Origin of the sequence: Pseudacidovorax sp. 1753, from assembly GCF_040544975.1 — a bacterium.
Lineage (GTDB): Bacteria > Pseudomonadota > Gammaproteobacteria > Burkholderiales > Burkholderiaceae_C > Xenophilus.
Window position 1 is genome coordinate 112,086 of the sequence record NZ_JBEPKY010000018.1, and the last position, 23,814, is coordinate 135,899.

The 23,814-nt window shown below is 68.6% G+C and carries 19 protein-coding genes; 8 read left to right on the forward strand and 11 right to left on the reverse strand.

All coding sequences use genetic code 11. From position 1 onward, the window contains the following. The first annotated feature begins 102 nt into the window (after positions 1 to 102). Entirely contained in the window at positions 103 to 717 is a 615-nt protein-coding gene (locus tag ABIC63_RS21790) for a TetR/AcrR family transcriptional regulator (RefSeq protein WP_294365832.1), read from the forward strand. Positions 718 to 1,002: 285 nt separating this feature from the next. On the opposite strand, the gene hrpA is transcribed toward ABIC63_RS21790, so the two are convergent. Next, a complete protein-coding gene (hrpA, locus tag ABIC63_RS21795) occupies positions 1,003 to 5,091 on the reverse strand; it encodes an ATP-dependent RNA helicase HrpA (RefSeq protein ID WP_476347991.1) in 4,089 nt (1,362 codons plus the stop codon). 104 nt (positions 5,092 to 5,195) lie between these two features. Between hrpA and ABIC63_RS21800 the strand changes: the two genes are divergently transcribed. The 3 genes from ABIC63_RS21800 to argA are packed head-to-tail and all read left to right on the forward strand — an operon-like array spanning position 5,196 to position 7,321. Continuing rightward, positions 5,196 to 5,486 carry a DUF6364 family protein gene (locus ABIC63_RS21800; RefSeq protein ID WP_076510341.1) on the forward strand — a complete coding sequence of 97 codons (291 nt, stop codon included), beginning with the start codon at positions 5,196 to 5,198 and terminating at the stop codon, positions 5,484 to 5,486. Positions 5,487 to 5,496: 10 nt separating this feature from the next. Further along, positions 5,497 to 5,916, forward strand: a complete 420-nt coding sequence (locus ABIC63_RS21805) for a PIN domain-containing protein (protein ID WP_294365839.1) — start codon at positions 5,497 to 5,499, stop codon at positions 5,914 to 5,916. Between the two features lie 55 nt (positions 5,917 to 5,971). Beyond that, complete coding sequence (argA, locus tag ABIC63_RS21810; RefSeq protein WP_234191966.1) at positions 5,972 to 7,321, forward strand: amino-acid N-acetyltransferase; 1,350 nt, start codon at positions 5,972 to 5,974, stop codon at positions 7,319 to 7,321. 75 nt (positions 7,322 to 7,396) lie between these two features. Here the strand turns inward: argA and budC are convergent, their stop codons facing one another. From budC to ABIC63_RS21850, 8 genes are all read right to left on the reverse strand, one after another. Continuing rightward, entirely contained in the window at positions 7,397 to 8,197 is an 801-nt protein-coding gene (budC, locus tag ABIC63_RS21815; RefSeq protein ID WP_294365842.1) for a meso-2,3-butanediol dehydrogenase, read from the reverse strand. 124 nt (positions 8,198 to 8,321) lie between these two features. Then, the gene (locus ABIC63_RS21820) at positions 8,322 to 8,660 is read right to left on the reverse strand and encodes an AzlD domain-containing protein (RefSeq protein WP_354321339.1); all 339 of its coding nucleotides are present in this window, start codon (positions 8,658 to 8,660) and stop codon (positions 8,322 to 8,324) included. Beyond that, positions 8,657 to 9,382, reverse strand: a complete 726-nt coding sequence (locus tag ABIC63_RS21825) for an AzlC family ABC transporter permease (RefSeq protein ID WP_354321340.1) — start codon at positions 9,380 to 9,382, stop codon at positions 8,657 to 8,659. The genes ABIC63_RS21820 and ABIC63_RS21825 overlap by 4 nt, the downstream gene beginning before the upstream one ends. 27 nt (positions 9,383 to 9,409) lie before the next feature. Next, on the reverse strand, positions 9,410 to 10,885 hold the full coding sequence (locus ABIC63_RS21830) for an amidase (RefSeq protein WP_294365848.1): 1,476 nt from the start codon (positions 10,883 to 10,885) through the stop codon (positions 9,410 to 9,412). A 67-nt stretch (positions 10,886 to 10,952) separates the two neighbouring features. Further along, positions 10,953 to 12,623: an ABC transporter ATP-binding protein gene (locus ABIC63_RS21835; protein ID WP_354321341.1), complete on the reverse strand. Its 1,671-nt coding sequence runs from the start codon at positions 12,621 to 12,623 to the stop codon at positions 10,953 to 10,955. A gap of 13 nt (positions 12,624 to 12,636) precedes the next feature. Beyond that, on the reverse strand, positions 12,637 to 13,509 hold the full coding sequence (locus tag ABIC63_RS21840; RefSeq protein WP_354321342.1) for an ABC transporter permease: 873 nt from the start codon (positions 13,507 to 13,509) through the stop codon (positions 12,637 to 12,639). 4 nt (positions 13,510 to 13,513) lie between these two features. Further along, complete coding sequence (locus ABIC63_RS21845) at positions 13,514 to 14,455, reverse strand: ABC transporter permease (protein WP_234191973.1); 942 nt, start codon at positions 14,453 to 14,455, stop codon at positions 13,514 to 13,516. Positions 14,456 to 14,468: 13 nt separating this feature from the next. Continuing rightward, complete coding sequence (locus tag ABIC63_RS21850) at positions 14,469 to 16,088, reverse strand: ABC transporter substrate-binding protein (RefSeq protein ID WP_294365855.1); 1,620 nt, start codon at positions 16,086 to 16,088, stop codon at positions 14,469 to 14,471. Positions 16,089 to 16,289: 201 nt separating this feature from the next. Between ABIC63_RS21850 and ABIC63_RS21855 the strand changes: the two genes are divergently transcribed. From ABIC63_RS21855 to ABIC63_RS21870, 4 genes are all read left to right on the forward strand, one after another. Then, on the forward strand, positions 16,290 to 17,708 hold the full coding sequence (locus tag ABIC63_RS21855) for an aminotransferase-like domain-containing protein (RefSeq protein WP_354321343.1): 1,419 nt from the start codon (positions 16,290 to 16,292) through the stop codon (positions 17,706 to 17,708). Positions 17,709 to 18,502: 794 nt separating this feature from the next. Then, a complete protein-coding gene (locus ABIC63_RS21860; RefSeq protein ID WP_294365859.1) occupies positions 18,503 to 19,084 on the forward strand; it encodes a hypothetical protein in 582 nt (193 codons plus the stop codon). Between the two features lie 676 nt (positions 19,085 to 19,760). After that, positions 19,761 to 20,801, forward strand: coding sequence for an ABC transporter substrate-binding protein (locus ABIC63_RS21865; RefSeq protein ID WP_354321344.1), 1,041 nt, complete (start codon positions 19,761 to 19,763; stop codon positions 20,799 to 20,801). A 29-nt stretch (positions 20,802 to 20,830) separates the two neighbouring features. After that, positions 20,831 to 21,358 (forward strand): ureidoglycolate lyase, encoded by a 528-nt coding sequence (locus tag ABIC63_RS21870; RefSeq protein WP_354321345.1) that lies wholly within the window; start codon positions 20,831 to 20,833, stop codon positions 21,356 to 21,358. Here ABIC63_RS21870 and ABIC63_RS21875 read toward each other — a convergent pair. Continuing rightward, on the reverse strand, positions 21,337 to 22,317 hold the full coding sequence (locus ABIC63_RS21875; protein WP_354321346.1) for an NAD(P)-dependent oxidoreductase: 981 nt from the start codon (positions 22,315 to 22,317) through the stop codon (positions 21,337 to 21,339). The genes ABIC63_RS21870 and ABIC63_RS21875 overlap by 22 nt on opposite strands. Further along, positions 22,314 to 23,792 carry an FAD-dependent oxidoreductase gene (locus ABIC63_RS21880; protein ID WP_354321347.1) on the reverse strand — a complete coding sequence of 493 codons (1,479 nt, stop codon included), beginning with the start codon at positions 23,790 to 23,792 and terminating at the stop codon, positions 22,314 to 22,316. Before ABIC63_RS21880 ends, ABIC63_RS21875 begins: the two co-directional genes overlap by 4 nt. Positions 23,793 to 23,814 lie beyond the last annotated feature (22 nt).

Here is a 23,814-nt window from a genome sequence, read left to right on the forward strand (position 1 = left end):
TCTAGGAATCCGAGGCTTGCGCCCGGAGGGCGAAGGGACAATGGCCCCATCTCCCTCTCCAGCTTGTTGCGACGCATGCCCTCGAAAGCACGGATTTCTGCCATGAACACCGAGCCGCCTCCGCAGGACAAAGGCGGGGTGCGCCGTCGGCAGGTACTGGACGCGGCGGCCCGCTGCTTCAGCGAACACGGCTTCCGTGGGGCGAGCATCCAGCGCATCTGCGAGGTGGCTGGCATGAGCCCGGGCCACGTCTACCACTACTTCCGCAACAAGGAAGCCATCGTGGCGGGCATCGTGGCGCAGGACCTGCAGGACACGCTGGCGCGCATCCAGCTCATGCGCGAGCGCGGCCAGGCAGAGGGCGTGCTCGCGGCCTGTCTGGGCGAGGTGGATACCGGCGTGGCGCGCTGCGCGGGCGATCCGGCGCGGCTGCAGCTGGAGATCCTGGCCGAGGCCAACCGCACACCGGACATCGCGGCCCTGCTTCAGCAGGCGGACCGCCTCAAGCGCGACGAGCTGCTGGCGCTGCTGCGGCCCTTGCCAGCGCTGCGCGGGCTGTCTGCGGCAGAGCTCAAGGCACGCGTGGCCGTGATGTGCACCCTCTTCGAAGGTCTGGCTGCGCGCACGCTGCTGGACCCCACGCTCAACCGCGCCGCCACCGGCCGGGCGATCAGCCGGGTGGTGCGCCTGCTGCTGGAGCAGCCGGAAGAAACCTAGGCGCGCCGGCGCATCGGCCATCGCACGGCTGGGACCTCACGCCCGCCCGCGCAGGTGCGACGCCACGACGACTGCCGGTCAGGTGTAGTGGCTGCCGGCGGGCTGAACCCGTCACTCGCGCAAGCCGCGCAAGTCGCCAGATGCCCGCCGCACGCTCCCGCTTCGAATTGCCGCAGCGCAGGCCAAGCGGGAACATCCGCGGAACCGGCTTTGCCGGGCCGCTGGATGTGCCCCCTCGAGGGGGGAGGCGTAGCGCGAAGCGCGCAGCCTGGGGGTGTTCGTGATCTACACGATCTGCTGCCAGGCCTTGTCCAGCCGCTTGATGCTCACCGGCTGCGGCGTGCGCAGCTCCTGCGCGAAGAAGCTCACCCGCAGTTCCTCGAGCAGCCAGCGGAATTCGCGCATGCGCTCATCCGTGGCGCCCTTGCGCTCGGCCACCAGGCGCCAGTAGCGCTGTTCCTGCGGCTTGAGTTCGGCCAGCTTCTGCGCGTCACGCGCCGGGTCGGCCCGCAGCTTGTCCAAGCGCAGCACGATGGCCTTGAGGTAGCGCGCGAAATGCTGCAGCTGTGTCCACGGTGCATCGGCGATGAAGCGCTTGCCGACCAGGCGCTGCAGCTGCTCGGCCGCATCCTTCACGGCCTCGGGCTGGATCTTGGTGTCTTTGATCTTGCGCTGGGCTGCGGCGTAGTCGGTGAGGATGGTCGATGCCAGGCGCGCCACCTCGCTGGCGATCAGCGTCAGCCGGCCACGGCCCTCGTCCAGGCGGCGCTTGAAGCTGGCTTCGTCGGTGGGCAGCGGCTCCTGCAGGAAGGCGCGGTCCAGCGCCACGTCCAGGATCTGGGCGCGCAGTTCCTCCAGCGTGCCCAGCGGCATGTAGGCCACGGCCATCTTCTGCAGGTCGGGAATGTTCTTTTCCAGGTACTTGAGCGCGTCGCGGATCTGCAGCGCCACCAGCCGGCGCAAGCCGGCGCGGTGCTTGGCGGCGGCGACCTCGGGCTCATCGAAGACCTCGATGGTGACGGCGTCGCCGCCATCCACCAGCGCCGGGAAGCCGATCAGCGTCTGCGCGCCCCGGCGCACCTCCATCAGCTCGGGCAGTTCGCCGAAGGTCCAGGCGGTGTAGCGCTGGCCGGCCGGCGGCGCGGCGGGGCCGGGCGCGGCCTTGGGCGCAGGTGCGGCCGTCTTGCCGCCGCCCGCCGACGGCGCAGCCGGCGCGGGCGCAGGCCCCGCCCTGGCCTTGAGCCCCGCCAGCGCCTGGAAGGCGCCCCGCGCCTTGGTGCCCAGCTCGCCCTTGAGCGCGCCCAGGTTGCGGCCCATGCCCAGCTGCCGGCCGTGCTCGTCCACCACCTGAAGGTTCATGAACAGGTGCGGCGGCAGCATGTCGAGCTTGAAGTCGGCGCGTTTGACGTCGAGGCTGGTGATGTCGCGCACCCGCTTGAGCAGCGCATCGGTGAGCGAGCCGGCGCCGAAGGCCTCGGGGGTGCCCAGCGCTTCGGCCAGCCTGGCCGCCGATTCGGGCAGGGGCACGAAGCGCGAACGCGGCTTCTGCGGCAGGCTCTTGAGCAGGGCCTGGATCTTGTCCTTGAGCATGCCCGGCACCAGCCATTCGCAGCGCTCTTCGCTCACCTGGTTCAGCACGAAGAGCGGCACGCTGACGGTGACGCCATCGCGCGCATCGCCCGGCTGGTGCAGGTAGGTGGCGGCGCAGTCCACGCCGCCGAGCTTGACGAGGGGCGGAAAGGCCTGCGTCGTGATGCCCGCCGCCTGGTGGCGCATCAGTTCCTCGCGCGTGAGGAACAGCAGCCTGGGATTGGTCGCGCTCGCTTGCCGGTACCACTGCTCGAAGGCATGGCCGTTCGCCACATCGGCGGGCACCTGGGCCTCGTAGAAGGCGTAGATCAGCGCGTCGTCGACCAGCACGTCCTGCCGGCGCGACTTGTGCTCCAGCGCCTCCACCTCGCGCACCAGCTTGCGGTTGGCAGCCAGGAAGGGCAGCTTGCTTTCCCATTCGCCGCCGGCCAGGGCCTCGCGGATGAAGATCTCGCGTGCGCCGGCCGGGTCGGCCTTGGCGAAGTCCACGCGCCGGCCGCTGTAGACCACCAGGCCGTAGAGCGTTGCCCGCTCGAAGGCAGTGACGCGGGCGTCCTTCTTCTCCCAGTGCGGGTCGAGCAGTTGCTTCTTGAGCAGGTGGCCGGCGACTTCCTCGATCCACTGCGGCTCGATGTTGGCGATGCCGCGGCCGAAGAGGCGCGTGGTCTCCACCAGTTCGGCGCAGACGATCCAGCGACCCGGCCGCTTGCGCAGGTGCGCGCCAGGATGGCGGTGGAACTTGACGCCGCGCGCGCCCAGGTATTCGCCCGAGGAGGAGCCGGCCTCCTCGTCCATCTTCCAGCCGATGTTGCCCAGCAGGCCGGCCAGCATGGACTTGTGGATCTGTTCGTAGCCGGCGGGCGTGGGGTTGAGCTTCCACTTGTGCTCGGTGACCACGGTCAGCAGCTGCGAATGGATGTCGCGCCATTCGCGCACGCGGCGCACGCTGACGAAGTTCTGGCGCAGCAGCTGTTCGTACTGGCGGTTGCTGAGCTTGTGGGTGGCGGGGATGCTCCCATGACGGGGGGCGGGAGAGCCCCCATCCCTGCCTTCCCCCAGAGGGGGAAGGGGTCGAGCGCTGCCTGCGTTCTTGCTCCCTCCCCCACTGGGGGAGGGTTGGGGTGGGGGCCCGCCGCCCTCCGCCACCGCCAACCGCTGGCTCACCGGCAGCACCGCCGCGCTGGCCTTCTTCGGCCCCTGCGTGGCCGCCACCATCTCGCGCCGATTCTGCGCCACGGGCGCGCCGCCGCGGGCATCGTGCAACCACTTCCACAACGTCAGGTAGCCGCTGAACTCGCTCTTCTCGTCGTCGAACTTGGCATGGGCCTGGTCGGCCTGCTGCTGCGCTTCGAGCGGCCGGTCGCGCACGTCCTGCACGCTCATGGCAGAGGCGATGACCAGCACCTCCTGCAGCGCACCGCGCGTGCGGCCTTCCAAAATCATGCGGCCCACGCGCGGGTCCAGCGGCAGCCGGGCCAACTCGCGGCCGATCTCGGTCAGCTCATTGGCATCGTCCACCGCGCCCAGCTCGCCCAGCAGCTGGTAGCCATCGGCCACGGCCCGGCCGCTCGGGGCCTCCAGGAAAGGAAACTGCGTCACGTCGCCCAGGTGCAGCGACTTCATCCGCAGGATCACGCCCGCCAGCGACGAGCGCAGGATTTCCGGGTCGGTGAAGCGCGGCCGGCTGGCAAAGTCCTTCTCGTCGTAGAGCCGGATGCAGATGCCGTTGGCCACGCGGCCGCAGCGGCCGGCGCGCTGGTTGGCGGCGGCCTGGCTGACGGGCTCGACCAGCAGCTGCTCCACCTTGCTGCGGAAGGAATAGCGCTTGACCCGCGCCGTGCCCGCGTCGATCACATAGCGGATGCCGGGCACCGTGAGCGAGGTCTCGGCCACGTTGGTGGCCAGCACGATGCGCCGGCCGGTGTGGCCCTCGAAGATGCGGTCCTGCTCGGCCTGCGACAGGCGCGAGAACAGCGGCAGCACCTCGGCCGCGCGCATCACCGGCTGGTGCGCCAGGTGCTTGCGCAGGTGGTCGGCGGCCTCGCGGATCTCGCGCTCGCCGGGCAGGAAGACCAGGATGTCGCCGCCCGCGTTGCCCTGCCAGAGTTCGTCGACACCATCGGCGATGGCGTCGTTGAGGTCGTACTCGCGCGATTCCTCGAAGGGCCGCCAGCGCATCTCCACCGGGAAGGTGCGGCCCGACACATAGATGACCGGCGCCGGCCCGTTGCGGCTCTCGAAATGCTTCGCAAAGCGCTCCGCATCGATGGTGGCCGAGGTGACGATGACCTTCAGGTCCGGCCGCCGCGGCAGGATCTCGCGCAGGTAGCCCAGCAGGAAGTCGATGTTCAGCGAGCGCTCGTGGGCCTCGTCGATGATCAGCGTGTCGTAGGCCTTGAGCAGCGGGTCGGTCTGCGTCTCGGCCAGCAGGATGCCGTCGGTCATCAGCTTGACCGAGGCGTCACGGCTCAGTCGGTCCTGGAAGCGGACCTTGTAGCCCACCACCTCGCCCAGCGGCGTCTTCAGTTCCTCGGCGATGCGCTTGGCGACCGAGCTGGCGGCGATCCGCCGCGGCTGCGTATGGCCGATCAGCCGGCCGCGGCCCTCGGGCGCGTTGAGCTTGCCGCGGCCCAGCGCCAGGGCGATCTTGGGCAGCTGGGTGGTCTTGCCCGAGCCGGTCTCGCCGCAGACGATGACCACCTGATGGGCCTGGATGGCGGCGGCGATCTCGTCGCGCTTGGCGGATACGGGAAGGGAATCGGGAAAGTCGATCTGGAGCGGCACCCGGCGAGTATCGCAGCCCACGGGTTCACATGTTTCCGTGTAGACTCGTCCGACACCCGCCGCCGCGCCAAACGCCGCGCCCAGCAGTTTGCGAGGAAGCTCCCATGGCCAACCTGACCATCAACGTCGACGACCAGCTCATCAAGGCTGCCCGCGTGCGCGCCATCCAGCAGGGCACGTCGCTGAGCGCCAAGGTGCGGGAGTTCCTGCAGCAGTACGTCAACGAGGCCGAGGCCAGCCGCCAGATGCTGCGCGACGCCGCCACAGCCCGGCTGATGGCGGCCATCGACGCCGCTGCCAGCGAGGCGCAGCCGGCAGCGCAGCCACGCAGCGGCAGCCTGCGGGACGAGCTGTACGACGGCGACTTCCGGGCACGGGCCCGCTCCGCCGACTGACGCTTCGCCCGTGCCCCTCGCCTTCTTCGACACCAACGTGCTGGTGTACTGCGTCGATCCGCGCTCGCCGGCCAAGCAGGCCGCGGCGCGCGAGCTCGTCGCCCGCCACGCGACCGCAGCCGAGGGCGTGCTGAGCACGCAGGTGCTCATCGAGCTCTACAGCGTGCTCACCCGCAAGCACCGCATTGCAGCCGACACGGTGCGCGCCCTGCTCGACGGCTATAGCGCCTGGCAGGTGGTCGACACCGACCTGCGCCTGGTGCAGTCGGCGCTCGATACCGCCCAGGCGCACGGCCTCTCGATCTTCGACGCCATGGTGATCGAGGCCGCGCAACGCAGCGGCGCCGTCACGCTCTACACCGAAGATCTGCAGCATGGCCGACGATTCGGCGACCTGACGCTGGTCGACCCCTTCCGCGCTGCCGCCTGAACGGGCGGCTCGCGTCCACCCCTTCGCTTCCACCTTCCACAGTCCTGCTCCGCGCATGTCCGCCGTCTTCAACTTCACCTTCGTGCCCTGGTTCCGGTCGGTGGCGCCCTACATCCACACGCACCGGGGCAAGACCTTCGTGGTCGGCATCGCGGGCGAGGCCATCGCGGCGGGCAAGCTGCCTTCCATTGCACAGGATCTGGCACTGATCCAGTCCATGGGCGTCAAGGTCGTGCTGGTGCACGGCTTCCGTCCGCAGGTCAACGAGCAGTTGCGCGCCAAGGGCCACGAGGCCCGCTATTCGCACGGCATGCGCATCACCGACGAGGTGGCGCTGGACTGTGCGCAGGAGGCCGCCGGCCAGTTGCGCTACGAGATCGAGGCCGCCTTCAGCCAGGGCCTGCCCAACACACCCATGGCGGGTTCGACGGTGCGCATCCTCTCGGGCAACTTCATCACGGCGCGGCCGGTCGGCGTCGTCGACGGCGTCGACTTCCAGCATTCGGGCCTGGTCCGCAAGGTGGACGCCACCGGCATCCGCCGCGCGCTGGACGGCGGCAGCATGGTCCTGCTCTCGCCCTTCGGCTTCTCGCCCACGGGCGAGGCCTTCAACCTGGCGATGGAAGAAGTGGCGACCAGCGTGGCCGTGTCGATCCAGGCGGACAAGCTGATCTTCCTGACCGAGGTGCCCGGCGTCGCCATGGACCCGAGCCAGCCCGTGAGCGAAGACAACCCCATCGACACCGAGCTGCCCCTGGACGTAGCGCGCAAATGGCTCGCCCAGCTCTCGCCACCGCAGCAGCCGACCGACACCGCCTTCTACCTTCAGCATTGCGTCAAGGCCTGCGAGGGCGGCGTGGAGCGCAACCACATCCTGCCCTTCTCGGTGGACGGTGCGCTGCTGCTGGAGATCTACGTGCACGACGGCATCGGCACGATGGTCATCGACGAAAAGCTCGAGTCGGTGCGCGAAGCCGGCGTGGACGACATCGGCGGCATCCTGCAGCTGATCGAGCCCTTCGAGCGCGACGGCACGCTGGTCAAGCGCAGCCGCACCGAGATTGAGCGCGACATCCACCAGTACACGGTGGTGGAGCACGACGGCGTGATCTTCGGCTGCGCGGCGCTCTACCCCTACCCCGAGGCACGCACCGCCGAGATGGCGGCCCTCACCGTCTCGCCCCAGTCGCAGGGACAGGGCGACGGCGAGAAGCTGCTCAAGCGCATCGAGCACCGCGCGCGCGCCATCGGCCTAGACAGCATCTTCGTGCTCACCACCCGCACCATGCACTGGTTCATCAAGCGCGGCTTCCAGCCCGTGAGCCCGGACTGGCTGCCCGAGGCGCGCAAGAAGAAATACAACTGGGACCGCAAGAGCCAGGTGCTGGTCAAGAAGCTGGGCTGATGCAGCCTTGCCAAGAAGAAAGGCGCGTCCATCGGGCGCGCCTTTTTCATGAGGATGGTCAGGCCGCGTCGTCGGCTACGACATCCGCGGCTGCCCGTTGGACGCCGTCAGGCCGCCATCCACCGGCACCAACGCACCATTGACGAAGCTGGCATCGTCACTGGCCAGGAAGGCGACCACCGACGCCACCTCCGCAGGATCGGCGCCGCGGCCGAGCGGGATGCGGTCCTTGAAGCGTTCCATGGTGTCCGGGTCGTCCTGCATGTCCGCGGTCATGGGCGTGAAGGTCAGGCTGGGGCAGACGGCATTCACGCGCACGCCCCGTCCGCCATGGTCCAGCGCCATGGCACGGGTCAGGTTCACGACCGCCCCCTTGGACGCGTTGTAGGCCACCAGGCCCCAGTCGCCGCCCAGGCCGGACACCGAGGCCGTGTTGACGATGCAGCCACGGCTGCGCTCCAGATGCAGCATCGCGGCCTTGGCGCCGTTGAAGACACCGCCGGCGTTCACGGCCAGCGTGCGGTGGAAGTCCTCGGCCGAGGCATCGGTGGCGTCGCCCTCGGGTGCGATGCCCGCGTTGTTGACCAGCACATGCAGCTCGCCGAAGCGCTCGATGGTGGCCTCGACCAGGGCGCTGACCTGGCCCAGGTCGGACACGTCGACTTGATGCACCAACGTGCGCTCGGAAGGGAGATCGGCCGCGACCTTGTCGAGCTTGTCGGCATGGTCCCCGGCCAGCACGACATGGGCGCCCTCGGCGGAAAAGCGGCGGGCGATGGCCTCGCCGATGCCCGAGCCGGCGCCGGTGACGATCACGACACGGCCATGGAAGCGATCACGGCCCTGGGTGGAAGAGAGTTGGAGTGCAGCAGTCATAGGCTGCATGAACGCATGCGCGCAGGCGGCACGACGTCGGAAAAGCGCGCATCGAGGCCGTCCAGTGCGACGCACGCGGGGTGCCTCATCTCGGCGCTGTGGCCCCCGCCACGCGGGCGCCCCCTCAGCCCGCCATGCCCAACCCCCGCAACAGCAGCAAGGTCGCCGTGCCCACCACCACCGGGCCCGTCACGCCGCGCCGCCACCAGAACCAGGCGACCGAGACGGCCACGGCCAGCCAGCGCGGGTCGTGCCAGCCCGAGGCGACGGCGGCACCGGCCGAGCCGCGCAGCACCTCGGGCACCACCACGGCCATCAGCGCCGCCAGCGGCGCATGCCGCAGGCCCGAAGCCAGCCAGCCCGGCAGGCGCGGCTCCCGGCGCGGCAGCAGGAACACGCCGCGCGTGAGCACGGTCACCCCCGCCAGCGCGAGGATGGCGATCCACAGGTGCAGATCGGTCATGGCGTGGCGATGCGCGGGCGGCGCCGTTCGGCCCAATGGCCGGCCGCCATGGCGGCAGCAATGGCCGCGATCACCTGCAGGCCGAAGGGCCAGCCCTGCCCCATCCAGCCGATGGCGCCGGCCACCGCGGCCACCAGCCAGCTGGGCCGGTCCGCGATCATGGGCATGGCCAGACCCAGCAGGGCGAGCACGCCGATGAAGCGCAGGTCCCAGTCCGGCGGAATGGCGTCAGCCAGGAAGATGCCCGCCAGGGAGGCCACCTGCCACGCCGCCCAGTTGAACAGCGCCAGGCCCAGGAAGTAGGCCAGCTGGTCGGGCGCGCGCCGCGGGTAGCGCTGCATGAAGCGCACATACACCGGGTCACCGGCCAGGTAGGCCAGCCCCAGCCGCTGCGGCCGCGGCAGCAGGCCGAAGTAGCGCCGCCAGTGCGCGCTGAACACGACGAAGCGCACGTTGAGCATCAGCGCCGTCAGCACGATCACCCACAGCGGCGCGCCCGCCAGGATCATCGGCAGGCAGGCCAGCTGCGAGGCACTGGCGAAGACCAGCAGCGACATGGCCAGCACGGCGCCCATCGGCAGGCCACTGCGCGCCATGGCCACGCCGGTCACCAGGCCCAGGGCCACCGTGCCCAGGGCCGGGCCGGCGATGGCCCGCACGCCCTCGGCAAAGCCGGGGTGCGTGAAGAGCGAACGCAGCGATCGCGTGCCGAACAGCGCCATGTCGTGAGGTTTCCGTGTCCCGGCCGATCAGGCGGCCGTGACGTGCACGCCCGGGCGGCGGCCGTCGTTCCAGCGGCCGCCCAGGGCGCGCTCGATCTGCGCCGCCAGCTGCAGCAGCAGGCCGTCGTTGGCCTGGCGCGCCTGGGCATGGATGCCGAAGGGCAGCCCGTTGGCCTGTTGCGCCATCGGCAGCGAGATGGCCGGAATGCCGCACAGGTTCGACAGCGGCGTGTACGAGAAGAACTTCCAGAGGTTGTCGAACCAGTCCAGCACGTCCGGGTTGTCGCTGGTCGTCAGGTACTCGGTGGTGCCGATGCGCGGCGTCGCCAGCGCGGTGATGGGCGTGAGGATGATGTCCCAGTCCTCGAAGAAGGCGCCGAAGGCACGCGCGGTGCTGTTGAAGACGGCCTGCATCTTGTAGCGCTCTGCGTACGACAGGTCCTTGCCCGCTTCCCAGATGCGGATGTTGATCGGCTCGATCAGGTCTGCGGGCGGACGCTCCAGCCCGCTCTTCGCGAGCAGGCCGTTGATCACCTGCGCGAAGTTGCTGATGTAGCAGGTGGTCTGCGCGCGGAAGGCTTCGCGCAGGTCGGCCTGGGGCAGTGCCCATTCGACATGGTGGCCCAGGCCTTCGAGGAAGCGCGCAGCCTTCTCCAGCTCGGCCACGATCTCGGGCGTGGCGCGGTAATCGCCCCATTCGTGCGAGAGCGCGATGCGCAGCCGGCCCGGGTCCTTCTGGATCAGCTGGGTGTAGGGCTCGGGCGTTGTCCAGTAGGGCATGAATTCGCCGGGTGCGCCGCCGCGGCAGGCATCGACGAAGGCCGCCGTGTCGCGCACCGTGCGGCTATGACAGCCCTGGATGGACACATAGCCGGTGATGTCCGACGAATTCGGCCCGATGCTGAACACGCCGCGCGAGGGCTTGAGACCGATGTTGCCGTTGAAGCCGGCGGGGATGCGGATCGAACCGCCACCGTCCGTGGCATGCGACATGGGTACCACGCCCGCCGCCACCATGGCCGAGGTGCCGGCGGAAGAGCCGCAGGTGGTGAAGTCGGTGTTCCAGGGATTGCGCGTGACGTAGACGGCCGGGTTCTCGGCGGAGCTGCAGACGCCGAACTCCGGCGTGGTGGTGCGGCCCATCAGGTTGAGGCCGGCCTTGCGCATCTGCTTCGTGAGCCAGGCATCCTCGGTCGGGCGATTGCCGCGCATGAAGAGCGAGCCCTGCTCCTGCAGCCGGCCCTTGAGCGTGGGGCCCAGGTCCTTCATGAGGAAGGGCACGCCGGCGAAGGGACCCTGGGGATTGAGCCCGTCCTTGAGCGGGTCGGCCACCACGTCCTCGAAGACCTCGACCACGGCCGACAGCGCCGGGTTGGTCTTCGCGATGCCGGCCGCGGCCTGCTGCGCGAGTTCGGCGGCCGTGAGCTCGCCCTGGCGCACCTTCTCGGCCAGGGCCGTCGCGTCCTGCGCGGCCCATTCGTCCCAGCTCATTGCCAATGTCATGTCGTGTGTTCCTATTGTTTGGATGTCGGTCGAACCGAAAATTCTGCCCGCTCGTGCCTGGGCCTGCTCAGGCCGCCAGTCCCAGCTCGGTGCGCGGCGCCGCGGCCAGCAGCTTGCGGGTGTAGGCGTGGGCCGGCTGGCCGAACACCTCAGCCGTCAAACCCTCCTCCACGATGCGGCCCTGGTTCATCACGATCACGCGGTCGCACAGCTGCGCCGCCACCCGCAGGTCGTGCGTGATGAACAGGATGCCGAGGCCGAAGTCGCGCTGCACTTCGCGCAGCAGGTCCAGGATCTGCGCCTGCACCGAGACGTCGAGCGCCGACACTGCCTCGTCCGCCACCAGCACCTGCGGCTGGCAGGCGACGGCGCGGGCGATGGCCAGGCGCTGACGCTGGCCGCCCGAGAACTGGTGCGGGTAGCGCGACAGCGCAGCGCGCGGCAGCTGGATGCGGTCCATCAGCTCCTCGGCCAGCTTGCGTGCCGCCGGCACGTCCAGGCCGAAGTTGACGGCGCCCTCGATCATCGACGAGCCCACGGTGCGCCGCGGATTGAGCGAGCGGTTCGGGTCCTGGAACACCACCTGCACCCGCGAGCGCAGCGGCCGCAGCCGAGACTCCGACAGCGACTGCACCTCGCGGTCGCCCCAGGTGATGGTGCCCTCGCTCGGGTCGATCAGCCGGATCATGCAGCGCGCGAAGGTGGACTTGCCCGAGCCCGATTCGCCCACCACGCCCACCGTCTCGCCGCGGTGCACGGCGACGCTTGCGTCCTGCAGCGCGGTGTTGGGCTTGGCGCGGCCCAGCCAGTCGCGGCGCACATAGGTCTTGCCGACCCCGCGGCCCGCCAGCAGCGCCGGGCCGCCGGGCAACTCGCGCGGCGGCGGCGGCACCATGCCGGGCACGGCGGCCAGCAGCATGCGGGTGTAGTCCTCGCGCGGGGTGCGCAGCACCTGCTCGCGTGGGCCCTGCTCCACCACCTTGCCGCGGTGCATCACCATCACCTCGTCGGCAATCTCGGCGACGACGCCCATGTCGTGCGTGATGAACAGCACCGCACTGCCCTGCTCCTGCTGCAGTTCGGCGATGAGCTTGAGGATCTCGGCCTGCGTGGTCACGTCCAGCGCCGTGGTCGGCTCGTCGCAGATCAAGAGGCGCGGTTTGAGGATGATCGCCATCGCGATGACGATGCGCTGGCGCTGGCCGCCCGAGAGCTGGTGCGGGTAGCTCGAAAAGATGCGGTGCGGATCGGGCAGGCGCACACGCTCGAACACTTCCAGGATGCGCGCCTTGCGCTCGGCCGGCGTCAGCGCCGTGTGGTTGCGCAGCAACTCGTCGACCTGCTCGCCGCAGCTGAGCACTGGGTTGAGCGCCGTCATCGGCTCCTGGAAGACCATGCCCATCACCTGGCCGCGCAGGGCGCGCAGGCGCTTCTCGGGCAGGTACTTGCCATTCGTCAGCAGCGTCTCGCCGGCCAGCACGATGTCGCCGGCCGTGATGGTCAGGCCCTTGGCCAGCAGCGCCATCACGGTCGTGGCCAGCACCGACTTGCCGGAGCCGGACTCGCCCACGATGCACAGCGTGCGGCCGGCCTCGATGCGCACGTCCAGCCGCTCGATGGCATGGGGCCGGTCGGCGTCGGCGGGCAGTGCGACCTGCAGGCCGCGCACCTCCAGCACGGGGCTTGCGGGCATGGGCGGCGCTTCGCCAGCGGCGATGCGGGTGGGAAGGGGTTTCATGGTCACACCTCGCTCAGCTGCGCTTGGAGAACTTGGGATCGAGCACATCGCGCAGCCCGTCGCCGAGCAGGTTGATGGCCAGCACGGTGGGCACCAGGAAGAGCGCAGGCCACAGCACGTTGCCCGGCGCCTGCGAGAACAGCACGCGGCCCTCGGCCATGATGTTTCCCCAGGTCGGCACCTCGGCCGGCAGGCCCAGGCCGAGGAAGCTCAGGATGGCTTCGGTCAGCACGGCAGATGCCGCAATGAAGGTGCCCTGCACGATCAGCGGCGCCAGCGCGTTGGGCAGGATGTCGCGCCACAGGATCACGGCATTGGGCGTCGCCAGGGCGCGGGCCGCCTCGACGAAGGGCTCGTCGCGCAGGCCGATCACCAGGGCGCGCACCAGCCGCGTCACCCGCGGCACCTCGGGCACGGCGATGGCCAGGATCACCGTCGGCAGGCTCGCGCCGAGCATCGCCACCAGCGTGATGGCCAGCAGCACGGCCGGGATGGCCATCAGGCCGTCCATCACCCGCATCAGCACGGCGTCGGCCGCGCGGAAGTAGCCGGCCACCATGCCCAGCGTGCAGCCCAGCGCGATGGCGAGGAAGGCGGTGAGCACGCCCACCAGCAGCGAGATGCGGGTGCCGTAGAGCACACGGCTCCACACGTCGCGGCCCACGCTGTCGCTGCCCATCCAGAAGGTGTGCTGCACCATCGCGCCGTCCGGCAGCGTGACCTGGCCGGCCGTGCCCGCGGGGACGGTGATGAAGTTCGCGTCCATCGCCGAGGGGTCGAAGGTGCCCAGCCAGGGCGCCATCAGGCCCAGCAGCGTGAGCACCAGCAGCACCAGCGTGCCGCCGCGCACGGCGCCATGGCGCCAGAGTTTGTGGAAGGTGCCCATGGCTTCAGTACCGGATGCGGGGGTCGAGGAAGAGGTAGCTCACGTCGACGAGCAGGTTCACGCCCACGTAGATCAGCGCAAAGAACAGCACCACGCCCTGCAGCACCGGGAAGTCGCGATTGAGCACCGCATCCACCGTCAGCTGGCCCAGACCGGGAATGGCATAGACCGTCTCGGTGACGACCACGCCGCCCAGCAGCAGGGCCGCGCTCACGCCGATGACGGTCACCACCGGCACGGCGGCATTGCGCAGCGCATGGTGGCTGAGCACCGTTCGCTCGCCGATGCCCTTGGCACGGGCGGTGCGGATGTAGTCCTCGGTCAGTGCCTCGCTCACGGCGGCGCGGGTCACGCGGGCCAGCAGCGCCACGTAGGTGACGGCCAGCGTCAGGCAGGGCAGCACCAGCTGCCGGGCCCAGGGGCCCACACCCTCGCCGATGCGGCGGTAGCCCTGCACCGGGAACCACTGCAGCTTCATCGCCAGCAGGTAGATCAGCACATAGCCGATGACGAACACCGGCACCGAGAAGCCGGCCACCGAGAAGGCCATGACCGCCTTGTCCAGCCAGCCGCCCATGCGCCAGGCCGCCAGCGTGCCCAGCGGCAGCGCGATGGCCACGGCCAGCACCAGGGTGCCGATGGCCAGCGAGAGCGTGGGCTCGATGCGCTGGCCGATGAGGGCCACCACCGGCTTGTTCAGAAAGAACGAGAAGCCCAGGTCGCCCTGCAGCACATGGCCGGCCCAGGTGGCGAACTGCGTCCACAGCGGCTGGGTCAGGCCCAGTTGCGCGCGGATGCGGTCCAGGTCTTCGTTGGTGGCGCTGTTGCCGCCGATGATGGCCGCCGGATCGCCGGGGGTGAGCCGCACGATCATGAAGACCGCGATGGCCACCACCAGGATCACCGGCAGCGTGGCGAGCAGGCGTTTGCCCAGAAAGCTCAGCATGGCCGCCCTGCCCTTACTGCTTGCGGATGTTCCAGTACACCTGGGCACCGGCGGGCACCAGGCCGCTCACGCCCTTGCGCACAGCGGCCGGCTGGTTGTACTGGCCCACGGGCACATGGGTGACGCTCTGGAAGGCCTGCAGCTGCGCGGCCTCGGCCAGCTTCTTTTTCTCGGCGTCGGTGGTGGCGGCGATGAACTGCTTCTTGATGGCTTCGAGCTTCGGGTCGTCCTGCCAGCCGAACCAGCCCTTGTCGCCGGTGGCGTTCATCATGGCCATGGTCAACGGGTTGAGGATGTCCGAGGCCGTCCAGGAGGTCATGAAGATGCTCCAGCCGCCGGCCGAGGGCGCGTCCTTCTTGGCGCGGCGGGCCACCAGGGTCTGCCAGTCCATGTTCTGCATGTCGACCTTGAAGCCGGCCTGCTCCAGCTGCTGCTTGGCCACCAGCGGCAGCTTGCCGATGGTGCCGTTGTCGGAGGGGCGCATCAGCACCACGGGCTCGCCCTTGTAGCCGGCCTCGGCCAGCAGAGCCTTGGCCTTTTGCGGGTTGGCGATGCCGGTGTACTCGCCCGTCTTGTCTGACTCGTACAGCGTGCCGCAGGGGAACATGCTCTTGCAGTAGCGCGTAAGTCCGGGCGTGCCCACCTGCGTGCGCAGGAAGGCCTCCTGCCCCAGGGCCAACATGGCGGCGCGGCGGATCTTCTCGTTGTCGAAGGGCGCGTGCAGGAAGTTGAAGCGCAGGATGAACTGGTTGCCCGCCGGCTGGGCATCGACCAGCTCGATGTTGGGGTTGCTGCGCAGCGTGGCGTACTGCTCGAAGGCAGGCTGCTCCAGGATGTCGGCCTCGCCGTTGAGCAGCGCATTGAGCTGCGTCTGCGCGTCGCGGATGAACAGCCATTCCACGCGATCCACGTACACGTTCTTGCCGCCGGCCGTGCCGGAGGGCGCCTCGGCGCGCGGCTTGTACTTGGTGTTCTTCAGGAAGACGGCCTTCTCGCCCGGGCGGAACTCGTCGGCCTTGAAGATGTAGGGACCGGAGCCGATCGTCTCCTTGATCTGCACGTCGCCGGGCGTGTCGGCCACGCGCTTGGGCATGATGAAGGGCACGTTGGACGAGGGCTTGCCCAGCGCCTCGGTCACCAGGCCGAAGGGCTCCTTCAGCTGGATGACGAAGGTCTTGGCGTCCGGCGTCTCGTACTTGTCGATGGCCTTGGCCAGTTGGCCGCCGAAGGTGTCGCGGCTGGCCCAGCGCTTGAGCGAGGCGACCACGTCCTCGCTGGTGACCGGCTTGCCGTCATGGAACTCCAGGCCGTCGCGCAGCTGGAAGGTCCAGGTCTTGTTGTCCTTGGACACGCTCCACTTGCCCACCATCTGCGGCTGGATCTTGCCCTGGGCGTCGGTGCCGAACAGGGTGTCGTAGATCATGTAGCCGAAGTTGCGCGAGATGTAGGCCGTGGTCCAGATCGGGTCCAGCACCGTCATGTTGGTGGTGGGAATGATCTTGAGCGTGGTGCTCTGCGCGGCGGCGGGCAGCGCGGTGCCGGCCGTCACGACCAGCATGGCGGCGCAGGCCGCCCACTTCGACAGGGCACGGCGGCTCACGGGGCGGGCGGCGGAGGGGTTGGGGGTGTGCATGAAGGTTCCGAAGTAGGCGGTGGAAAGTCAGGAAAGATCCGGCTTGCCGGTGGGGATGGATTGGGACAAAAATCGCCGCAATTGAGTATGTACAGTTGATCAAGGCTGCACTAGAACAGTCCAACTGCGCGATCACAGACAGGTGCATCGCATGCACCCATTCAGTGCCCCACCACCCGCCCTCTCCCACGTCAACCTCCCATGATTTCGCTCGACCCCCACTCCGACGTGCCACTGGTGCGCCAGATCCGCGACGCGCTGGCCCTGGAGATCGACCGCGGCACGCTCGCCGTCGGTGCACGCCTGCCCTCGGTGCGGGAACTGGCGCGCGAGTCGGGCGTGAGCACCATGACGGCCACCAATGCCTACCAGCGCCTGGTGGCCGACGGCTACGTCGAGGCCCGCCCTGCCAGCGGCTACTACGTCGCGGCCCATGGCGACGCCACCGGCCAGGCCGCCCGGCGCAAGCCCTTCGTGGGCCGCACCTCGGTTGATTCGCTGTGGCTGATCCGCCGCGTGTACGAGGACGACGCCTCGCTGCTCAACGCCGGCTGCGGCTGGATCCCACCCGAGTGGCTGCAGTCGGACGCCGTGCGCCGCGCCCTGTCGGGCCTGGCCCGCAAGCAGGGCCCTGCCCTCGCCCGCTACGGCTCACCCCACGGCTACCTGCCGCTGCGTCAGCAGATCGAGGCGCAATTGGGCGCCCGCGCCATCCATGCGCCGCCGCACCAGATCGTGCTGACCCACGGCGCCACCCAGGCCCTGGCCCTGGCGGGCCGCTGCCTGCTGCAGCCCGGCGATGCGGTGCTGGTGGACGACCCCGGGTCCACCAACCTCTTCGAGACGCTGCGCCAGTTGGGCGCGCGCCTGGTCGGTGTGCCCCGACTGCAGGACGGCCCCGACCTCACGGCCCTGCAGGCCCTGGCCCAGCGCCATCGGCCCAAGGCCTTCTTCATCCAGACCCAGCTGCACAACCCCACCGGCTCGTCCTGCGCACCGGCCAAGGCCTATCAGTTGCTGCGCCTGGCCGAGCAGCTGGGTTTTGCCATCGTCGAGAACGACGTCATGGCCGGCCTGGAGCCGCCCGGCGCCACCACGCTCGCCAGCCTGGACCAGCTGCGGCGGGTCATTTACGTGGGCGGCTTCTCCAAAGTGGTCTCACCCAGCCTGCGCGTGGGCTTCGTCACCGCCAACGAAGAGATGGTCGACAAGCTCATCCACGCCAAGATGGGCGACAGCCTGACCAGCTCGGAGATGAACGAGCGGCTGGTGCATGCCGTGCTGGCCGAGGGCAAGCACCGCGCCCACGTGGCGCGGTTGGCGCAGCGCTTGGCCGAGGCGCAGGTGGCCGTGTGCGCGGGGCTCGCGAAGGCGGGGCTGGAGGTGTTCGGGCAGCCGGCGGGCGGGCCGTTTTTGTGGGCGCGGTTGCCGTCGGAGGGGGTCGATGCCGTAGCTGTCGCGCAGCGGGCGGTGGCGGCGGGGTTGTTGCTGGCGCCAGGGCATCTGTTTCGGCCGATTGCGGAGCGGACGGGGTGGATGCGGTTCAATGCGGCGTATGCGGATGATCCGCGCGTGTTTGAATTCGTGGCCCGGGAGGCTATTGATGCGGGCACGGCCTGAGTAGCGGCCCAAACCGGGCATGGAGCTTCAACCGGGTTGACTTGGCGCGGCTGATTAGGCATCAAAAAATCTACGAGGGTGATCGCCTTCGTGCGGGAGCGCGTTTTAGACGCACTCACGCCCCGCTCTCTCTTTCACCTCTATCGCATACGGGACACCAAGTGCCCCATGACTGACGATCACCACTGATCGCGTGGCCTTCCCTGCCTTTGACGCTATGCTCCCGAAGCCCCGGCAGTCGCCGGGACCGGCCCGCACCACTGGGAGGGAAATTGGCAGACGCAGTGATTGAGCTTGTGGTCTGGGTCATCTTTGTGGAGACCGGGCGATTCGTGGTCGCAATCATCAGCCTTGGGCGATGGAGAGGGACATTCCGGCGGAACAATGAAGAGCGCATCTATGGCGCCGCAGGGGCACTTTCTTTTCGTCGGGACGGAACCCGGATCATCACCACCACGGGTTTATGCTGGATCGGCTTTCTTTTTTATTGTTTCGTAGGAATTGCGATAGGGCTGCTTGTGGCGGGATGACCTATGCTTAACATTAAATAATCTAAGGCGTCCGAAACCGACTACGAGCGGCCTGTCTGTGATGTCGCCTTTAGGGATGGCTCGCCGCTACGCTCTTCAGCCCCACTCAATTTAAATCGTACATAGGAAGAGTCAATGGCGAAAATGAGCGTAGCCCACCGCGACATGCTGAATTCGCTATCGTGGTACATGTCCGCGAGACAGACTGCGCTGCGCGCGGCGCTCTCATTCCGTACTCAGCTATCCGTCACTGACCAGACGGACATGAGAGTTCACTACGCTAGCTACTTCTTGAATCTTCTGGCAGCGACCGAACTCTTCCGCGAAACGACCGCGCTGCAGCCAAACGACTTTGAAGCACAGTTGTACTCGCGCTTTGTGTTTGATGGGTTTCAGGACGGAGAGGCCAATTACTCTTACATCCGTGAACTACGCAACGCGGTTGTTCACCGCGGGCTAAACATTACTTCTGCCGCACACATCGATGGCGACTTCCCGATGATCATTGCAGAACCAAAAGTTCAAAACCAGCGAAGGACAAAGACATTCTTCGCCTTTGGCAAATATTTGCTGGATGTAATCCAAAAATGTGAGTCTGTGGTCAGCTCAGTGATGCTTGACTGTTTAAACGCTGGAGGAGTCTTTGAAGCAACCATAGACGAAGAGGCTGCTGTTGCCGAGTACCGCGATGCGGTTATAAATTCGCACGCAATGCCAGAACACATCAAGGCGATGGCGCTAACAATTGAATTCAGGCCTGAATGGGCGATTGCCGCTCACAGATCTGCGATGGAAAATTTACGCAAAGCGTTGGTACCCTGTGTTGCCGCTAAACCAGTCGCGTAACAGACCTTAGAGCGCATTTAAAGTGCGGTTTTTGTGGAAAAAAATTCTCGATATCAGAGGCCCACTTTAACAGGACGCCAGTTCTAGGGTGACCCGATTCATCCTCTGAACGGCGCAGGGCGCTTCAAGTCGATAACGTCGTTGCTACGCGAGGCGGTCAATCCGGCTGGCCACTGCCCTTACTGAATCTCACTTTTTGATCGCACTTCGGTCTGTCATGTGAACTGCTCTCTCAATATTCCGCGCGTGGCTTCTGACGCCCCCCACCGATTGCAGCTGTAAGGGCAACCGAAAAGGCAGCCGCGCCTTCGCCGATCGCCCCGTGGGTCAGAGCGATCCACATAATCCCTAGAGTCGAGCAGACCAAGCAGGCGACCACAGCGGCGAGTGCAATACGACTAAGGGTTTTCAAGTTCAGTCTGCAGGTACGGCGTTGGGTTGGCCACTGCTCGTGGCCGTCTGCCGACCTACAAAAGCCGCCGATCGAGAGATAAGCATGGAGGGGTAACGCCACTCATGAAAAATTTGGCGTGAAGGTTGCGCTCTATGTTTCGACGCAACCAGCCAATTACTGGCGCGTCAATCCAGCCCCATCAGCCCCACCTATCGCTACCCCCAACGCCCACCCCAATGGCACAGGAGTTGCGAAAACGCCCGCACACTCCCGGAGCTGTCCATGACGTTGTTCTCCCGCCGCCGCTGGCTTGCCCAGACCTCGCTTGCCGCTGCCTCGCTGGCCTTGCCCACGCTCGGGCGCGCGCAGTCGCCCGTGAAGATCAGGTTCCAGATGGACTGGCGCGTGGACGGGCAGTCCGCACCCTTCTATTACTCGCTCGCCAAGGGCTACTTCGAGAAGGAAGGCCTCGACGTCTCCTTCGACGTGGGCGCCGGCTCGGCCATGGCGGTCAACCGGCTGGCGAGCGGCAGCTACGACATGGGCTATGGCGACGTGAACGCGCTCATCGAGTTCTTCGGCTCCGGCGCGCCCGCCGTGGCGCGTCCGCAGGCCGTCTACCAGACGCTCGACCAGACGCCGGCCGGCGTGATGGTGCTGACCAGGAGCGGCGTGACCGCGCCCGCTGGCCTGGCCGGCAAGACGCTGGGCGCGCCCGTGTTCGACGCCGGCCGCAAGCTGTGGCCGCTGTTCGCCAAGGTGCAGGGCCTGCCGGTCGATGCGGTCAAGTGGCAGAGCATGGACCCCGGCCTGCGCGAGGTGATGCTGGTGCGCGGCGACGTCGACGGCGTCACGGGCTTTCAGCCCTCTGGCCTCATCTCCGCGATCGCGGCCGGCGCCAAGGAAGAGGATCTGCGCGTCTTCCTCTACAAGGACTTCGGCGTGAACGTCTACGGCAACGCCATCCTCGCCACCTCCAAGTTCATCGCCGAACAGCCGCAGGCGGTGGCCGGCTTCCTGCGGGCCTACAACAAGGGCCTGAAAGAGGTCATCGCGAACCCCGAGGAAGGCGTGGCCATCGTTCGTCAGCGCGAGCCGCTGGTCAATGCCGCCGTCGAAGTGCGCCGGCTGAAGGGGCTGATCGATGTGTGCATCGTCTCGCCCAACACGCGGGCCCAGGGACTGGGCGACATCGACATGGCCCGGCTGGACAAGCAGATCGACGACGTGTCCGCCGCCTTCAACCTGAAGTCGAAGCCCACCGCCGCTACGCTCTTCAACCCGGCCTTCCTGCCGTCCAGGCGCGACCGGATGCTGGCCTGAGCGCGCGTACCGCCGCGCCCTTCTTCTTCATGACCGAGACACTCCCCTCCTCCACCGACGCGCGGCTCGTCGACCTGCCCGTCGAGCCCATCCGCGCCGAGACCTTCGCGCCCTACGGCACGCTGATCGAGAGCGCGTACGACGGCAAGCCCTTCGGCGACGACGAGGCCCAACTCACCCTCGACCGGGGCACGCCGCGCTTCTACATCATGAAGCTCGAACGGCGCGAGCCGGTCTTCCGCCAGATCACACGGCACCTCGCCGTCACGCAGTGCCTGGCCTCCGCGGGCGGGCGGCCGTGGATGATTGCCGTGGCGCCGCCCGATGCACCGGACGACCCGGCCGCCCCACCTGACATCACGCGGCTGCGCGCCTTTCGCGTGGAAGGCCACCAGGCCATCATGCTGGCGCGCGGGACCTGGCATGCCGGCCCCTTCTTCGAGGACGAGACGGTCGACTTCTTCAACCTCGAATTGGCCGACACCAACGTGGTCGACCACCACAACTGCGCGCTCGACCGGCGCTTTGGCGTGCGCTACCGCTTCGTGACGGGCTGAGCAACGGCCAGCGCTTCCGCCAGCGTGCCCCAGTCGCGGCCGCCCTGGCCTGCGGCTTGCGCTGCGTCCAGGCGTGCGCGTGCCGCATCGGCGATGGGCATGGCAACCTGTGATGCACGCGCTGCCTCGTCGGCCAAGCGCAGGTCCTTCAGGCCGAGGGCGATGGTGAAACCCGGTGCATCGGCCGGTGAATCTTCCCCGGCCGCCACCCGCTCGACCGACCGCGCGACGGCCTGCCCTACGCCCTCGTACACCGGCCCGCGGAAGAGCTTGGCCGTGAAGACCTGGTGCGCCAACGCGGCAGGCACGCCGTGCGCGCGCACCAGCGACATCGCCTCGGTCAGGGCGGCCACGGCACTGGCAATCAGGCCATTGCCCGCGAGCTTGACCGCACAGGCGGCGGCCGGGCCCGGCACCTCGAAGACGCGCGGCGCGAACGCCGCCAGCGCCTCACGCACGGCCGCGAGGCGGTCGACCGGCAGCGCGGGTGGCACGCCGACGACCGCCGTCAGGTCGCCAGCCCATGCCTCGTCGGGACGGCCGAACACCGGGCAGGCGACGAAGTACTGGCCGGCCGCGCGGTGCCGCTCCGCCAGCGCCTCGGCGCACGCGCTGCCGATGGTGCCGAGGCACACATGGACGCTGCCAGCCGGCAGGTGCGGGACGATGCCGGTCGCCATCCGGCCGTCGCCCTCCTCCTCACCGGCATCGCCGAAGCAGACGGCGCCCAGTGCGTCGCCATCGGTCACGGCGCTGAACCACAGGGCCGGCCCCGCTGGCCCCAGCGCCCCGCACAGCGCCTGCGCCGTCGCGCAGGGCTCAGCCCCCTCGTCGCTGGCCAAGCCGGTGCGCGCCGGATCGATGTCCCAGGCCAGCGGCGCAAAGCCGTTGCGCGCCAGGCAGGCCGCCACCGCCAGGCCCATGCGGCCGAGCCCGACCACCGCCACCCGGCCGCTCACAGGGCCTCCGGCACTTCCACGCCCGACAGGCGCGGCGACACCAGCTCCGCCTCGCGGTAGCCGTGCAGCGTGGGCAGCAGCGCGTCCTGCTGCTCGCGCATCAGCGCCCGCGTGATGCCGCCCACCAGCCGCGGTACCGCGTACTTGTGGCCGCTGGACGACGTGGTGTGCGGCCCCATGCTCACCGTCGACGAGAAGTTGAAGGCGTGCACGCGGCGCACCCACGCATCGCGGGCCGGGTCGAGCGGCTGGTATTCGAAGCCGGCGCCCAGGTACGGGTACTCGCCCATGGCGTCGCTGCGCTCTGCCTCCGGCGGCATGTAGCGATGGCGCCAGCGCTGCACGCTGGCGCCGAGCGTGCGCAGTTCGTCGCGCGCGTCGTAGTCGACCACCGAGCCCGTGGCGCACAGCAGATGGTCGAAGACGAAGTCCGCGTGCGGCGTGCGCACATGGATCTCGTCGCCCACCTGCCGCACGCGCGTCCACGGCGAGCCGGCATGCATGCGGAAGTTGGCGAAGGAATGCGCCAGGTCGAAGCCGTTCTGGGTGGGCGGCTGGTCGTGCACTTCGAAGAAGCGGTTGACCTGCCAGCGGGTGGCATCGTCCAGCTCCGCGAAGTGCCGCAGAAAGCCCGAAAACTCGACGATGCGGTGCGGGTTGACCGTGGGCAGCCGCTCGCGCCGGAAGCACAGGTCGACCGACGCCGCGCCATGGGCCAGCAGCACGCAGGCGTTGTCGAAGGCCGATGCGCCGTGCCCCAGCACACCGACGCGCCGACCCTTGAGCGCGGCGAAGTCGACCGGCCCGTTCGAATGGCTCACCTGGTGCGGCGCCACGGCGTCGGCGATGTGTGCGGGAATGCGCCAGGCGCCTGCGCCGTCGTAACCCGTGGCCAGCACCACATGGCGGGCCAGCAAAGCTTCTTCCGGCGCAGCTGCCGTATTGGTCGCTCGCACGCGCACCCGCAGCAGATCGCCCCCGGGCTCGGGCTCGAGCCCGACGCAGGCCGTGTCGTTGCGCACCGGCACGCCGGTCATGCGCCGGAACCAGCGCAAAAAGGCCATCCACCGCGGCCGCTCGATGCGGTCGATGGCCGCCCAGGCGGCATCGCCGTAGCAGGCGCGGTAGAAGGCCGGCGCGGACAGGCTGGGCACGCCCGATTCGATGCCGATGGTGCGCTTGGGCGTGCGCAGGTGCGACATGCGGGCAAAGTCTTCCCACACGCCCTCCTGCCCGGCGGGCCGGGCGTCGATGACCTGCACATCGGCCACGCCCTCCCGCCGGAGTGCGAAGGCCGCAGCCAGGCCGGCCTGGCCGCCGCCGACGATCAGCACGTCGTGCACATGCGCGCCAGACGGATGCGCGACGGGCCGCACCCAGTCGCGCCCCGGGTAGGCCAGCAGGTCGAGTTCGGCCTGCACTTGGCGCTCCAGCTGGGCCAGGGTCTGGGCCTGTGGCCCGGCGTCGGTCGTCATGGTCGGCTCCTTGGGGTTGAAG